Genomic DNA, 14,392 nt, shown 5'->3' on the forward strand with positions numbered 1-14,392 from the left:
GGCGCCAGCCCCTACTTCACATAGTCTCCGCGCGTAATACCGTGCCTTTGCAGCTTGTCGTAGAACGTCTTACGGGGGATACCGAGTGCTTCGATCGTCAGCCTGATGTCGCCGTCATGATCCCGGAGAGTGCTTCGGATCAGATCGGCTTCGTATTGCTCCATCCGCGCAGGCAGCGATAGGATTGGGCTGGACCCGTCATGGGTTCCAGGCGCCGCAGGGCCGGTGTCGGCGAGGCCGAGGACGAAGCGCTCAGCGAAATGCGCCAGTTCTCGGACGTTGCCCGGCCATTGGTGCGCCTGGAGATAGCGGTGTACGTCCGGCGGCACGGCCGGTGGCGGCTTGTTGAACCGGACGGCGGCGCGATCGACGAAATGGCCGAAAAGAAGCGGGATGTCGGCGCGCCGGTCGCGCAGCGGCGGAATGGAGATGGTCACCACGTTGAGCCGATAGAACAAATCCTCGCGAAAGCCTTGCCGCTGACCAGGATCGCTCAGGTCGACCTTGGCGGCCGCGACGACACGAAGATCGACCGGCCGGATGTCATTGGTGCCGAGCGGTGTGACTTCGCGCATCTCCAGCACCCGCAGCATCTTGACCTGCGCCGACTGCGGCATGCTCTCGATCTCGTCCAGAAACAGCGTGCCCTCGCCGGAGTGTTCGATGCGGCCGATGCGCTTCTTCTGGGCGCCGGTGAAAGCGCCGGCTTCGTGGCCGAACAGCTCGCTCTCGATCACGCTTTCCGGCAGCGCGCCGCAATTGAGCGCGACGAAATTTCCCTTCGAGCGGCGGCTCCAGCGATGCAGCAGGCTTGCCACGACCTCCTTGCCGCTACCCGTCTCGCCTGTCACGAGCACGTCGACATCGGTATCGGCAATCTGGCGCAGGGTGCGCCGCAGCCGCTCCATCGCCGGTGTCTGGCCGATCAGCGGCAGGCCGTCCTGCGCCTGGTCCGTTGCTTCGCGCAGCCTCCTGTTGTCGAGAACGAGCCGCCGTTTCTCGATGGCCCGCCGCACGCTCTGCACCAGCCTGTCCGCCGCGAAGGGTTTCGGAATGAAGTCGTAGACGCCGTCCTTGATGGCCTGCACCGCCATCGGGATATCGCCGTGGCCGGTCATCAGGATCACCGGCAGGTCGTCGTCCTGTTGCTGGACGCGGGCAAAAAGCTCCAGCCCGTCCATCTGCGGCATCCGGATATCCGAAACGACGACGCTGACGGCAGCGATGTCGAGGGCCTCGACCGCATCGCGTGGCCGCGAAAATGCGCTGACGGAAAAGCCGGCAAGTTCAAGTGTCTGGGCCGTTGCCCGCAGCAGGTCGGCATCGTCGTCGACGAGCAGGATGAGCGGCGCTTCTTTCATGAGGTTGCCTTTGGCAGATGGAGGACGAAGCGCGTGCCGGTCTCGCCGCTGTCGACATCGATGCGACCGCCGAAATCGGCCGCGATGTCCTTGGAGATGACGAGGCCAAGACCAAGGCCCCCGGGCTTCGAGGTGTTGAACGGGGTAAACAGCGAATCGAGAATTTCCGGCGCGATGCCCGGCCCGTTGTCGGCGATGCTGATGGCGATTTCGTGCGCTGTCTCGCAGACCGATACCGCAACCCGCGCGTCGTTGCGCCCCTCGAGCGCTTCCAGCGCATTCTGGAAGAGGTTGATCAGCACCTGCTCGAGGCGGACGCGGGTGCCCATGACCATCATGCCCCGTGGCGGCAGGTCGATCGCCAGGGCCTCGATTTGTCCGGCAAAACGGCTGCGGAGCAGCACTACGGCACCTTCAATGATGCCGCGGACATCGACCGGCACCGGCGACGTCCGGCCTTTGCGGGCAAAGGCTTTCAGTTCCTCCGTGATCGTGCCGATCCGCTCGGTCAGCGAGGCGATCAGGCTGAGGTTTTCCCTGGCGGGCCCGGGTTGATGGCGTTCCAGAAAGATCTGGGCGTTGTCGGCATAGGCACGGATGGTGGCAACCGGCTGGTTGATTTCATGGGCGACGCCGGCCGCGACCTGGCCGAGGATCGCCAGCCGGTTCGCCTGGACGAGTTCCTGCTGAACCACCTGCAGCTTGGCCTCCGTCGTTCGGTGGCCGGAAATCTCTGCCTCGAGACGGTCTCGCGCGCGGCTGAGATCGTCGGTGCGCTCCAGCACACGCCGCTCCAGCTCCTCGCGGGCCACACGACCGACGGCAAGCTCCATCGCCGAGACATGCCGGCGACGCAACAGGAAGGCGGCAAGCGCCAGCACCGGCAGGACTATGGCAAGCGCGATGAAGCGATCCTCGCGGATATTGGTCGCAATCGCAGCGTCCGTCGGCACGAGATAGTTCAACGTCCACGGCGTCGAGGGCACCGGCGCTTTCAGGCGCAGATATTCTCCAGCGTTGGTGCCAGGCAGCACGGCGTGGACGATCGAGGCATCCGCATCGAGCGCCACCGGCGCGGTGATCGGCAGGGGAGTGAGCGTCGCGTCGCCAAACTGCAGGCTTCGGCGGATGGCCGACAGGCGGTCGCTTGCCAGCGGTGCATCCGTCATGAAACGCCAGGACGGGATGCTGGTCACAAGGACGATGCCCCGGTCGTCGGTGACATAGGCAGGGCGCGCCGTCTCGCGCCAGTCGGCTTCCAGCTGATCGAACTCCATCTTGACGACGACCACGCCGATGGGTGACCGAGGGTCTCCGACGCGGCGGGAGATATAGAGGCCGGGCCGATTGCTGGTGTTGCCGAGGGCAAAATGTTCGGCCGTTCCGTCGAGAATGGCGCGGCGAAAATAGTCGCGGAAGGAGTAATCCTTGCCGACGAATGTCAGCTGGTCCTGCCAGTTGCTGGAGGCAATCGCGATGCCGTTTCGGTCGATGACATAGAGCACGGAGGCCTTGGTGCCGGAGACCAGGCTTTCAAGTTTGCGATCCAGTAGCCGCACGGGCTGGTCGTCGGCGGTAGCAAGGGCGTCGCGCACCTGCAGGTCGTCGGCCAGCAGCAACGGCAGGGCGCGTGGCCGCTCGAGGACTGCCCGCAGCAAGGCGATTTTCAGATTGGCATCGGTCCGCCCCTGGTCTGCCAGCGCATGTACTGCAACCGACCGTCCATAGACGCCGGCCGTATAAAGGACAACGGTCAGGACCAGCGCGCTGGTAGCAGCAAAGGCAAGCCATACGCGGCGGTGTCGCTTGGCAAGGTCCAGAGGCGTCTGGTTGGGAGGTTGGGGGCGATGAAGCATGCTGCATCTGTGCATAATCCCGGCCAGACCTCAACGGTTTTGTGCGGATTTCCGCACTACAAGCGCCCAATTGGCCGAACGGCTTTCACCAAAGTCTATTTTACGCAAACACTTATGACGCTTGCGGAGTTTGGCATGGATGTTGCAAGTCATGTAGCTTGCAGTCGGAGGGCTGCTTGTCATTTGCAGCCCGGAGGGCCGAGTGATCGGTTTGGGCGAAGAGGAGGATCTTGTGATAATTCCTGACGCTGGTAGCCCGACCAAGGGCAAACTTCCCTTTTATCGACAGATGTACGTGCAGGTACTGACGGCCATTGCCGCCGGTATTCTGCTCGGCCATTTCTATCCCCAGGTCGGCGCTTCCATGCAGCCGCTTGGCGATGCCTTCATCAAGCTTGTACGCATGGTCATCGCCCCCGTCATCTTCCTGACGGTGACGACGGGTATCGCCGGCATGTCGGACCTGAAGAAGTTCGGTCGCGTCGTCGGCAAGGCGCTGCTCTACTTTCTCATCTTCTCGACGCTTGCTCTCGTCGTCGGCCTCGTGGTGTCGAATGTCCTGCAGCCCGGCGCGGGCATGCATATCAATGCGGCCACTCTCGACACCAAGGCGGTCAACACCTATGCCGCCCAGGCGCACGATGCGACGATCATCGGCTTCCTGATGAACATCATCCCCGATACCATCGTCGGCGCCTTTGCCAAGGGCGATATCTTGCAGGTGCTGTTCTTCTCGGTGTTCTTTGGCATCGCGCTCGGTGCCGTCGGTGAGCGTGGACGCGTGGTTTCGGATTTCCTTCAGGCCCTTACGGCCCCGATCTTTCGTCTCGTTGCCATCCTGATGCGCTTTGCGCCCATCGGCGCCTTCGGTGCCATGGCCTTTACCATCGGCAAATACGGGATCGGCTCCATTGCCAATCTCGCCTTCCTGATCGGGACGTTCTACCTGACGTCGCTCCTGTTCGTGCTGGTCGTGCTCGGGGCCGTCGGCTGGTACAACGGATTCTCGATCCTCAACCTGATCCGTTATATCAAGGAAGAGCTTCTGCTCGTGCTCGGCACGTCGTCCTCGGAGGCTGCTTTGCCGGGCCTGATGAACAAGATGGAGCGGGCCGGCGTCAAGCGGTCGGTCGTCGGGCTGGTCATTCCGACCGGTTATTCGTTCAATCTCGATGGCACCAATATCTATATGACGCTGGCGGCACTGTTCATTGCCCAGGCAACCGACACACCGCTGACGCTCGGCGACCAGCTCCTGCTCCTGGCAGTGGCGATGCTGAGCTCCAAGGGCGCTGCAGGCATCACCGGCGCGGGCTTCATCACGCTGGCCGCAACACTGTCGGTTGTCCCCTCTGTGCCGATCGCCGGCATGGCGCTTATCCTCGGTATTGACCGCTTCATGTCGGAATGCCGTGCGCTGACCAATCTGGTCGGCAATGCGGTCGCGACTGTGGTCGTGGCACGTTGGGAAAACGAGCTGGACGAAGTCCAGTTTGCGGCCGCGATGAGGGGGGAGCTTTCGGGTACCCCCGAGATCCCCGCGTTGCAGGCCGCAGAGTGATCCCAGGCATCTAATGATCTTCGGCATGGCGCTCGCACCTCGATCGCCATGCCCCCCCCCTGAAAATCACCTATCCGCCGATGCGCTAAGCGATGTCTCCGCCGCATCGAGCCGACGTCGGTTGCTCCAGGCACGCGGCGTCGTACGTCTCAAGGACGGCATCGACAGACTGGATGAGAACGAGTTCGGCATCTATCGGCCGCCCCGACGGAATGACAAGGCTCGGTAGGAACTGCCTGGCGACGGTTTCCGGGATGACGACCCCCCGCAACGCCAGCAGCAGATTTTCCACTGCTTCCGTCGCTTGCGGCTTGCCCCAGTAATAGCGGATCCGGTCGCTGTAACTGTAATGCCGCTCCACTCTCAGCGCATTCCCCTTCCCATGATAATGGCCAAGCCAGTTCGTGGGATCGGCGAGCATCGTGTCTTCCATGGCTTGCATAAGCGACCGGTCGCCATAGCCCGGGACCAGTTCCGACGCGATCAGGTCGAGCCCGTACAGCGATTCGCGGTAGGCAAAAGTCAGGCCCGGTCCGACCTTCAGGATCGGATAGCCATCGCGCACCAAAGCCGACAGCGCCTCGACGGTCTGGTAGTCAGTGGAATGGGCCTCGAAGACAAATTGCGGGACCGCGTCGAGGACAGCGCCGAGATCGAATGCCGCTTCTGGCCTGTAGGCTATGACGTTGGCATTGCCGAATTCGACGCCGGGCTGGACGACGAAGGCGATTACCCGGGAGAAGGCATCGGCAAGTCCTGCCCGCTCGAATACCTCGCGGTGGATCTCGATGGTCGAACGTGCGTCAAGGGCTGAAGTCGGCGCCACTGTATCGAGGGCGTGGTCGGCGCCGCCGGGTGTCGGTACCTCGGTGCCGAGCACGTAGACCGGCATGGCGAGGCCGTTGGCCCGGGCGGCCTGCTCGGCGACTGCGGCAAGGCGGGCTGCCCGCTCGGCGATGATCCGGTCGCCGAGGCTCGCTGGCTCGCCGGCGCAAGCCATTGACGTATCCAGATGGATCTTGCTGAAGCCTGCCAGAACGTAGTGTCGGACCAGCGTCTCAGATTTCGACATGGCCGCCTCGGCAGTCTCTTTCTTCCAGGGGTTTGGACCGAGATGATCGCCGCCGAAAAGGATGCGGGAGCGCTCGAGGCCTTCGTCTGCGGCGATCCCGCAGACGAAGCCGATGAAGTCTGCCGGCGTCATGCCGGTGTAGCCGCCAAACTGGTTGACCTGGTTGCACGTTGCCTCGATCAGCACCTGCCGGCCGTTGTTTCTGGCGCGGCGCAACGCTGCCCGCAGCACCGTCGGGTGGGCGGAGCAGACAGAGGTGATGCCGAACGGCGAGCCCTCTTGCCGGGAAGAAGCGAGGCGTGTCAGCAGCTGGTTCATCAGATCACCCTCGGTGTGGTTCGCGCAAATTCCTGCAGTTCCTCAAGGCTGGAGACACCTTCCATCGGCCCTTGCCGCGTGACGTTGCGGGCGCCGGCGGCGTTGGCCAGCAACAGCGCACGCTCCGGCGTCGAGCCCATTCGCCGGGCAGTAAGATAGGTGGCGCCGAAACAATCGCCGGCGCCGGTCGGATCGACTTCGGAAACCGCGAAGGCGGCTGCATGAAGCGGCGGCGAGCCGGGTGCGAAACAGGAAGACCCATGGCGGCCGCGCTTCAGCACGATCTCGCCAATGCCAATACCAAGGAGCTTGTCGATGGCCGTCGGTTCGTCGCTGGTATCGGCTGCGATCAGCAGTTCGTCGTCGGACGGGAGCAGGAGGTCGGTGACGGCGAGCATATCGTCGAGCAGCTGCCTGCCCTCCCCGCCATTCGCCAGTTCCTTGCGAACATTAGGGTCGAAGGATACCGAGCCGCCGCGGGCCTTTATCGCCGAGACAGCAAAATGGATGATGTCGGAGGCGCCCGGAATGGCGAAAGCCGATCCCATGACATGCAAGTGGCCGCTGCGCTCGATCAGCGCCGTTGCAGGCGCCGTCAGCTGGATCCGGCCGGCAGCGGAGCTGGCGATATTGAACACGAAATCGCGGGCACCATCCGGCCGGTAACGTACGAAAGCGCTCCCCGTTGGGAGATCGCCGATGACAGATATGGCTGAGACGTCGACACCGTCGCGCCGCAGCCTGTCGATATTGAGCTTGCCGAAATCGTCGTTACCGACGCTGGCGATGATGCCAGCCGATCCGCCCATGCGCGCGACCTGGTCGATGAAGATCGCGGGCGCGCCGCTGGCAAAGGGGCCGATCAGGGCCTGCGGCTCCAGAAAACCGTGGCCGACCGTCGTTGCCATGATCTCCACCAGGATTTCGCCGATCGTGATCGTCGGCCCGAGCGCTTCAGGCGCAAGCCCTCCGGTCTGTAAAGCAGACATCTTACCTCCCTCGCCCCGCCAAGGACGGATAATGCAATGCGGCGGTCCGTCTTGGCTAAAGAAAGGGAAATCGCGAGTCAACAGAATTTGACGCGAGTAAATTAAAGCACGCCTTACGAATTGCCTATCGCCTGTGCAGGTAAGCGCAATCAAACAAACGAAACAGCCATTATGCTAAGTGATTTTCAACATATGACCGAAAATTCGGCAGCGGCCATCTCCGGTCGATTGACAGCAGCGCGCTTCGTTGCGATAAAACTTTACGCATGTAATTTTATGTGTAGGTTTTCTTTCGGGAGGAGAAACGCAGTCATGACAACAATTATTCGCACGCTGACCGCATCCGCCGTCGGCATCGGCCTGATGGCGGGAATGGCCCAGGCCGAGGAACTGACGATTGCCACCGTCAACAACGGTGACATGATCATCATGCAGAAGCTGGCGCCCGAGTGGGAGAAGAAGACGGGCAACAAGCTGAACTGGGTGGTGCTCGAGGAAAATGTCCTTCGCCAGAAGCTGACCACCGACATTGCCACGAAGAGCGGCCAGTTTGACATCATGACCATCGGTGGCTACGAGGCGCCGATCTGGGGCAAGTCCGGCTGGCTGGAGCCGGTTGGCGATCTCGGCAGCGACTATGACTACGACGACCTTCTGGCACCGATCAAGGCCGGCCTGACAGTCGACGGCAAGCTCTACGCAGTACCGTTCTACACCGAAAGCTCGTTCACGCTGTACCGCAAGGACCTGTTTGATGCGGCCGGTCTCAAGATGCCGGAGCAGCCGACCTACGACCAGATCAAGGAATACGCGGCCAAGCTCACCGACAAGTCGAAGGAGCAGTACGGTATCTGCCTTCGCGGCAAGCCGGGCTGGGGCGAGAACATGGCGTTCCTCGGAACCATGATCAACACCTATGGCGGCAGCTGGTTCGACATGAAATGGAAGCCGCAGATCAATTCGGCACCCTGGAAGAAGGCCGTCACCGACTACGTCGAGCTGCTGACCAAATACGGTCCTCCCGGTGTGACATCGAATGGCTTCAATGAAAACCAGGCGCTGTTTGCGACCGGCCATTGCGCCATGTGGATCGACGCGACGTCGGCCGCCGGCCGCGTGTTCGATCCGAAACAGAGCAAAGTCGCCGACAAGATCGCTTTCACGGCCGCCCCGATAGCGGTCACCCCGAACGGCGCCAGCTGGTCGTGGTCGTGGAACCTGGCGATCCCGGCAACATCGACCAAGGTCGAGGCCGCCAAGTCGTTCGTCAAATGGGCGACCTCCAAGGACTATGTGAAGCTGGTGGGAGAGAAGGAAGGTTGGGTCGCCGTGCCGCCGGGCACGCGCAAATCGACCTATGACCTGCCGGAGTACCAGAAGGCAGCGCCATTTGCCGCCGCCGTGCTGAAGGCCATCCTGTCGGCCGATCCGACCAAGGCCACGAAGGATCCGGTGCCCTACACCGGCGTCCAGTTCGTCGCCATTCCTGAGTTCCAGGGCATCGGCACCATCGTCGGCCAGCAGATATCGTCCGCGCTTGCCGGTCAGCAGACCGTCACCGCCGCCCTCGACAATGCCCAGAAACAGGTCGAGCGCGATATGAAGAAGGCTGGCTATCCGAAATGATCGATAGTGCTCGCGGCTTGCCGCCGCGAGCACCTTCCCGGGCGCTGGAAGTTTAACCTTCCCAAAGCCAGGGCTTTCCGGCAGACATTCGTTAGTATCTAGAATTTGGAGCGTGTTATGAGATTGAAGGACAAAGTCGCGCTGATTACCGGCGGTGCCCGCGGTATCGGCCTTGGTTTTGCAGAAGCCTTCGTCAAGGAAGGAGCGCGGGTCGTTATCGCCGACATCGACATCGACCGTGCCACCAAGGCCGCCGCTGTCATCGGCGATCGCGCCAGCGCCGTGAAGCTCGATGTCACCGATCTTTCGGCCATCGAGAGCGTCGTCAAGTCGGTCGATGAGGAGTTCGGCGGCATCGACATCCTCGTCAACAATGCCGCCATCTTCGACATGGCGCCGATCAACGAGATTACCGAGCAGAGCTATGAGCGCATCTTCGACATCAATCTCAAGGCGCCGCTGTTCATGATGAAAGCGGTCTCCAACGCCATGATCGCACGCGGTCGCGGCGGCAAGATCATCAATATGGCGAGCCAGGCAGGTCGTCGCGGCGAAGCGCTGGTGACCCTCTATTGCGCCTCCAAGGCGGCGATCATCTCGGCCACCCAGTCTGCGGCGCTCGCCCTCGTCAAGCACGGCATCAACGTCAACGCCATCGCCCCCGGTGTCGTCGACAGCGAAATGTGGGATGTCGTCGACGCCAGCTTCGCCAAGTGGGAAGGCCTGCAGCCCGGCGAGAAAAAGGCAGCCGTCGCCAAGTCCGTGCCGATCGGCCGCTTCGCGACACCCGACGATCTCAAGGGTATCGCTGTCTTTCTCGCATCCTCCGAAAGCGACTACATTCTCGCCCAGACCTACAATGTCGACGGCGGAAACTGGATGAGCTGACCTTACGGTCGGCCATCGTCTGAAAGCGTGCGGGAGGACGTCTTGGAAGCCATCAATTATACGGCCCTCGGCGTTGCCGATATCGCCGACCTGCCGATGCCGACGCTCTTGCCCGGCCAGGCGCTGATCCGGGTCAAGGCATCCGGATTGTGCCACACGGATATCGACGTTCTCTACGGCCGCTATGGCGAGGGGCATTTTCCAGTGGTACCTGGCCATGAATATGCCGGCGTCGTCGAGGCTGTCGCGGACGATGTGCGGTCGGTCAAGGTCGGCGCCCGCGTGGTCGTCGATCCCAACCTCACCTGCGGGCATTGTGACGCCTGCCTGAAGGGGCTCGGCAATCTCTGCCGGACGCTGAAGGCCTACGGGGTCACCCACAATGGCGGTTTTGCAGCCTACAGCGCCGTCGACGCCGGGCACCTGCACCAGATCGGCGACATGCCCTTCGAGCTCGCAGCACTTGCCGAGCCGCTCGGCTGCGTCCTCAACGGTCTCCGCAGTGCCAACCTTGTCACCGGTGCCCACGGCACGCAGACGGCACTGGTGTTCGGTGCCGGGCCGATCGGGCTGCTGCTCGCCCTCTCGCTGAAGGCCGAGGGCGTCGCCGCCGTGACGGTTGCCGACATCAACGAACGTCGTCTCGACTTTGCCGGTAGCCTCGGACTTGCCACCGCCGTCTCTGGGTCGGCGGATCTGGCCCGCTCCCGACGCCAATTCGATTTTGTCGCCGATGCCACGGGAATTCCCGCTGTCGTCGAGGGCATGGCCGATTTTACCGCCGATGGCGGCACCATGCTGGTGTTCGGCGTCTGCGCGCCGGATGCCCGGGTGTCGATCGCACCGTTCGAGATTTTCAGGCGGCAGTTGAAGCTTGTCGGTTCCCATTCGCTGAACAGGACCATTCCCGATGCACTTGCGATTCTGAAGCGGGATGCGGATCGGATGGGGCGGCTTGTGTCGCACCGACTGCCCCTCGCCGAGGTGCTGTCGTACCTAACCAGCAACTCGAAGGACGCGGCGACCATGAAGGTACAATATGTCGCCGACTAAGTGACTTTCTGGCCTCGATTGCTTGCCGATTCCGGCTTTTCGCCCGGTTACGAGTGATCTACAGGTGAACTCCTGATCGATGGGAGAGACAATGTGGCGAAACCGATAAGGACGATGGAGGATTTTTCCGAACTCGTCGGCCTGTCCCGTCCGACCGTGTCGAAATACTTCAACGATCCGAGCTCGGTGCGTCGCAAGACGCGGGATCTCATCGAGGATGCGCTGAAGAAATCCGGCTTTCGTCCCAACATGTTCGCCGTCAACCTCAACCGCCGGCGCAGCAATATCATCGGCGTCATCATCCCGAATTCGACCGATCCGTTCTACATGGCGCTCACCCGTCGGATCGAACTCATCGCCAACGAGGCCGGCTTTCTGGCTTTCGTGCTGTCCTCGGATGGCAAGGCCGGAATGGAGGACGAGGCGATCAAGACCTTCAAGTCGCTGAATGTTGCCGGCGCCATCATCGCGCCGCTCGGGATAGAATCGCACCACGCGACGCTGCAGCAGCTCGGCCAGAGCATTCCCCTCGTCTATGTGGACTCGCCGCTCGACGAGACCTCTGCTTTCGTCGGCACCAACAACCGCCAGAGCTTCAGCCTCATCGTCGATTACCTCTGCCGCTCCGGCGAGCCGCCCTGCTATTTCGGAATGCCTGACGTCAACACCAATGCCGCGACCAGGCGCCTTGCCTATATCGAGGCAATGGAGCAGTTCCGCCTCACCCCCGAACTCGTGGGGCTGTCCCCCGTTGCAAGCTGGGATTTCGAGCGTTTTGGTTTCGAGGAGGCAAACCGTATCCTGGCGTCGACATGCGGCTTTCCCTCCAGGACCATCCTTTGCGCCAACGACCGCGTCGCCTTCGGCGTTATTTCCGCCGCTTATCAGAAGGGAATGCGGGTCGGGCACGGCGCCGATTGCGACCTGCGCGTTGCCGGCCATGACGATCATCCGCTGTCGCGCTACGCCTGTCCGCCGATCACCACGGTTGCGCAGAACTACAACGAGATCGGCAAGCTCGCCATCGAACTCCTACTCAACAAGCTCGGCGAATCCACAGCCTCCACGCCGTCGGCTACCGTCGAGGAACGCATCCTGCTCAATGCCGAACTCATGCTGCGCAGTTCCGCGTGATGGCATCGGTTTGATCCAAGGGCTTGGTTACCTGCAATTGTCGTCTGCATGGCTTCTCGTAGATTGGCCCACGCCTCCCCGTTCACGAGGCCTTTCGGTCCGTGTCATGAAATTCTGATGGCCGGGGCACACCGTGTGCCTGATGATTTTTTAGTGAAGTGACACGCGATGTGCCCCGTTCGACACTTTTTATCCGCAACTCCGGATCCTCTGTTTCCGACCCAGGTCCCGTTGAGGGAAAAGCTGCCGGAGTTATGCCACACAGGCACGCCGAGCTTAGGGGCCCAAAGGGATCCACTTTCTGCGGACCCTTGAAGGAGTGCCTGCGTAGACGGCAACCCCTTCAAGATCCGTCCCCACCTCGCCGGCAACGCAGACCGGTGTATCCGATGGCGGAACGAGTGATTATAGAGCGGGACGAAAGCACGGGGATGAAAATATGATGCCGGCATTCTTTCCAAACGAAAATCCCAACGGTTTATCCCCATGAGGTGCTGCGAGCAGGGGCGATGGAGGGAAGCGAGAGAGGAGTGTGTGTCGGTGAGAAAGATCAACCGCAAAGAACCACCGCCGCCTACCCTCATTCCTGTGCCCGTCATAGGAATCCAGCCGCCCAAGTCCCTAGGCGATAAGCACTTTCTCCACCAACGGGGATCCAGTCACGGCGCAGACGCGCCGTGACTGGATCCCCGTGACGAGCACAGGATTAGGGTCTGGGGAGCATCCCAGGCAAGGTTGGATCTTAGAATACGTGGCAGCAGTGATCCTTCTTTCACAGAGTTGGACACCGCGATAAATTCGAGTTTCCAATGCCTTGCTTGATCTGCCTCCTGACTTCCCCCATTCCTGTGACGAGGGAAAGTGGGGGGCACCCCAGGCGAGGTCGGACCTTCAAGGGTTCGGCAATTATGGATATATGTTTTATTGGGTTCGGGCGCTTGGATACGCATCATATTCCAGCGCGTTGCCCGATTTGCGTCCCGCTCCCTCGTTCCTGACCCGTCACACTCGCCCCTCCCCTGCTCTCTCATCCTGCCAGGGGAAAGTACGGGAAAGTGCGGGCGGGGTGCGGTTGGCGGCTTGTTCAATGGTGCGGGCAGCAATAGCATCGGGGTCCCTGCGGTCTGCAGGCCAGGCTTTACCATGCAAGGAACAGAACCGATGGCGCGTCACGATAAGCTGAAGCTCGGGACATTTGTCTATACGTTTGGATTTCATCCCGCGGCATGGTTGCATCCCGACAGTGATGTCAACGGTGCGAACGAGTTTAGTCATTTTCTCAACATCGCGAGGCTCTCGGAAGAGGCGAAGTTCGATTTTATGTTCCTCGCCGACTCCGCGGCCTCGGCCGTCGGCGATGCCGATGCGCTGGCGCGCCAGCCGACCAAGATGAACCGCTTCGAGCCGACATCGCTGCTTTCGGCGTTGGCTGTCACCACCACCCATCTCGGCTTGGTGGGAACGGTTTCCACCAGCTATTACGAGCCCTACAACGTTGCCCGCATCTTCGCCTCCATCGACCAGTTGTCGAAAGGTCGCGCCTGCTGGAACGTCGTTACGTCCGACCACAACGAAACGGGTTATAATTTCAACCGCGAGGGCCTCGATCCGCATGCGGTGCGCTACGAGCGCGGGACGGAGTTTGTCGATGTCGTGTTCGGCCTATGGGACAGTTTCGAGCGGGATGCGCTGTTGCGCGACCGGGAAAGCGGCATCTACTACGATAAGGACAAGCTGCATACGCTCGACCACAAGGGCAAGCATTTTCAGGTCCGGGGGCCGCTCAACATTGCCGGCTCGCCGCAGGGTCGTCCGGTCATCGCACAGGCCGGCGGTTCCGAGGCCGGCATGGATCTCGCTGCCCGCACCGCCGAGGTGGTGTTCGGCCTTGCCTCCAATATCGACCGTAGCCGCGCCTTCTACAAGAACGTCAAGGGACGCATGGCCGCCTATGGACGCAGCGAGGACGACCTGAAGATCATGCCGGGAGTGGTGCTGAATGTCGGCGCGACCATGGCCGAGGCGCAGGCCAAGGTCGATTTCATGATCGACAAGCTGCATCCCGATGTCGGCCGGCTGATGCTGTCCGAATTTCTCGAGGCCGATCTCACCGGCGTGCCGCTCGACCAGCCCTTCCCCATGGACCGGCTGCCGACAACGCCGCGCGGCTCCAAGGCGCTGTTCGACGAGCTGGTGGATTTCGTCAACAAGGGCCACACCGTCGGCGAACTTGTCCGGCACTATGCCGAGAAACATACCGGCAACGGTATTACGGGCACGCCAACCCAGATTGCCGACTTCATGGAGGAATGGTTCGAGACACGTGCCGCCGATGGCTTCATCCTGATGTTCCCGACGTTGCCGTCCAGCCTCACCGACTTCACCGAACTGGTGCTGCCGGAATTGCGCCGGCGCGGCCTGTTCCGGGAGGAATATGAGGGCCCGACGCTGCGCGAAAATCTCGGCCTGTCGATGCCGGTCAACCGCTACACGGCGGCCCGAAACAAGGGTTGAACGAGGGGCGCCGCAGCCCA

At 61.8% G+C, this 14,392-nt stretch carries 10 protein-coding genes; 6 read left to right on the forward strand and 4 right to left on the reverse strand.

From position 1 onward, the window contains the following. Positions 1-11: 11 nt before the first annotated feature. Together J5289_RS23350 and J5289_RS23355 are read right to left on the reverse strand one after the other, a co-directional pair. On the reverse strand, positions 12-1,361 hold the full coding sequence (locus J5289_RS23350; RefSeq protein WP_142832189.1) for a sigma-54 dependent transcriptional regulator: 1,350 nt from the start codon (positions 1,359-1,361) through the stop codon (positions 12-14). Next, positions 1,358-3,217, reverse strand: a complete 1,860-nt coding sequence (locus J5289_RS23355) for an ATP-binding protein (protein WP_247750710.1) — start codon at positions 3,215-3,217, stop codon at positions 1,358-1,360. Before J5289_RS23355 ends, J5289_RS23350 begins: the two co-directional genes overlap by 4 nt. 232 nt (positions 3,218-3,449) lie before the next feature. Here J5289_RS23355 and J5289_RS23360 point away from each other — a divergent pair, with 232 nt between their 5' ends. After that, positions 3,450-4,778: a dicarboxylate/amino acid:cation symporter gene (locus J5289_RS23360; RefSeq protein WP_142832187.1), complete on the forward strand. Its 1,329-nt coding sequence runs from the start codon at positions 3,450-3,452 to the stop codon at positions 4,776-4,778. Between the two features lie 85 nt (positions 4,779-4,863). On the opposite strand, the gene J5289_RS23365 is transcribed toward J5289_RS23360, so the two are convergent. Both J5289_RS23365 and J5289_RS23370 read right to left on the reverse strand, forming a co-directional pair. Continuing rightward, the gene (locus J5289_RS23365) at positions 4,864-6,168 is read right to left on the reverse strand and encodes a D-tagatose-bisphosphate aldolase, class II, non-catalytic subunit (protein ID WP_209207155.1); all 1,305 of its coding nucleotides are present in this window, start codon (positions 6,166-6,168) and stop codon (positions 4,864-4,866) included. Next, positions 6,168-7,157 carry a sugar kinase gene (locus J5289_RS23370; protein ID WP_209207154.1) on the reverse strand — a complete coding sequence of 330 codons (990 nt, stop codon included), beginning with the start codon at positions 7,155-7,157 and terminating at the stop codon, positions 6,168-6,170. The genes J5289_RS23365 and J5289_RS23370 overlap by 1 nt, the downstream gene beginning before the upstream one ends. Positions 7,158-7,469: 312 nt before the next feature. Between J5289_RS23370 and J5289_RS23375 the strand changes: the two genes are divergently transcribed. The 5 genes from J5289_RS23375 (at position 7,470) to J5289_RS23395 (ending at position 14,372) form a co-directional block, all read left to right on the forward strand. Next, on the forward strand, positions 7,470-8,783 hold the full coding sequence (locus J5289_RS23375; protein ID WP_161991023.1) for a sugar ABC transporter substrate-binding protein: 1,314 nt from the start codon (positions 7,470-7,472) through the stop codon (positions 8,781-8,783). 117 nt (positions 8,784-8,900) lie between these two features. Continuing rightward, positions 8,901-9,671 (forward strand): L-iditol 2-dehydrogenase, encoded by a 771-nt coding sequence (locus J5289_RS23380; RefSeq protein WP_142832184.1) that lies wholly within the window; start codon positions 8,901-8,903, stop codon positions 9,669-9,671. Positions 9,672-9,713: 42 nt separating this feature from the next. Then, entirely contained in the window at positions 9,714-10,724 is a 1,011-nt protein-coding gene (locus J5289_RS23385; RefSeq protein ID WP_374108311.1) for a zinc-dependent alcohol dehydrogenase family protein, read from the forward strand. A gap of 114 nt (positions 10,725-10,838) precedes the next feature. Further along, on the forward strand, positions 10,839-11,858 hold the full coding sequence (locus J5289_RS23390) for a LacI family DNA-binding transcriptional regulator (protein ID WP_209186496.1): 1,020 nt from the start codon (positions 10,839-10,841) through the stop codon (positions 11,856-11,858). A gap of 1,161 nt (positions 11,859-13,019) precedes the next feature. Further along, on the forward strand, positions 13,020-14,372 hold the full coding sequence (locus J5289_RS23395) for an LLM class flavin-dependent oxidoreductase (protein ID WP_142832183.1): 1,353 nt from the start codon (positions 13,020-13,022) through the stop codon (positions 14,370-14,372). Positions 14,373-14,392 lie beyond the last annotated feature (20 nt).

The sequence above is a fragment of the Rhizobium sp. B230/85 genome (assembly GCF_019355735.1).
Lineage (GTDB): Bacteria > Pseudomonadota > Alphaproteobacteria > Rhizobiales > Rhizobiaceae > Rhizobium > Rhizobium rhododendri.

Coding starts and splice junctions, on each gene's coding strand:
- J5289_RS23390 (WP_209186496.1), top strand. CDS start 10,839: ATGGAGGATTTTTCCGAACTCGTCGGCCTGTCCCGTCCGACCGTGTCG.
- J5289_RS23395 (WP_142832183.1), top strand. CDS start 13,020: ATGGCGCGTCACGATAAGCTGAAGCTCGGGACATTTGTCTATACGTTT.
- J5289_RS23355 (WP_247750710.1), bottom strand. CDS start 3,217: ATGCTTCATCGCCCCCAACCTCCCAACCAGACGCCTCTGGACCTTGCC.
- J5289_RS23350 (WP_142832189.1), bottom strand. CDS start 1,361: ATGAAAGAAGCGCCGCTCATCCTGCTCGTCGACGACGATGCCGACCTG.
- J5289_RS23375 (WP_161991023.1), top strand. CDS start 7,470: ATGACAACAATTATTCGCACGCTGACCGCATCCGCCGTCGGCATCGGC.
- J5289_RS23365 (WP_209207155.1), bottom strand. CDS start 6,168: ATGAACCAGCTGCTGACACGCCTCGCTTCTTCCCGGCAAGAGGGCTCG.
- J5289_RS23380 (WP_142832184.1), top strand. CDS start 8,901: ATGAGATTGAAGGACAAAGTCGCGCTGATTACCGGCGGTGCCCGCGGT.
- J5289_RS23370 (WP_209207154.1), bottom strand. CDS start 7,157: ATGTCTGCTTTACAGACCGGAGGGCTTGCGCCTGAAGCGCTCGGGCCG.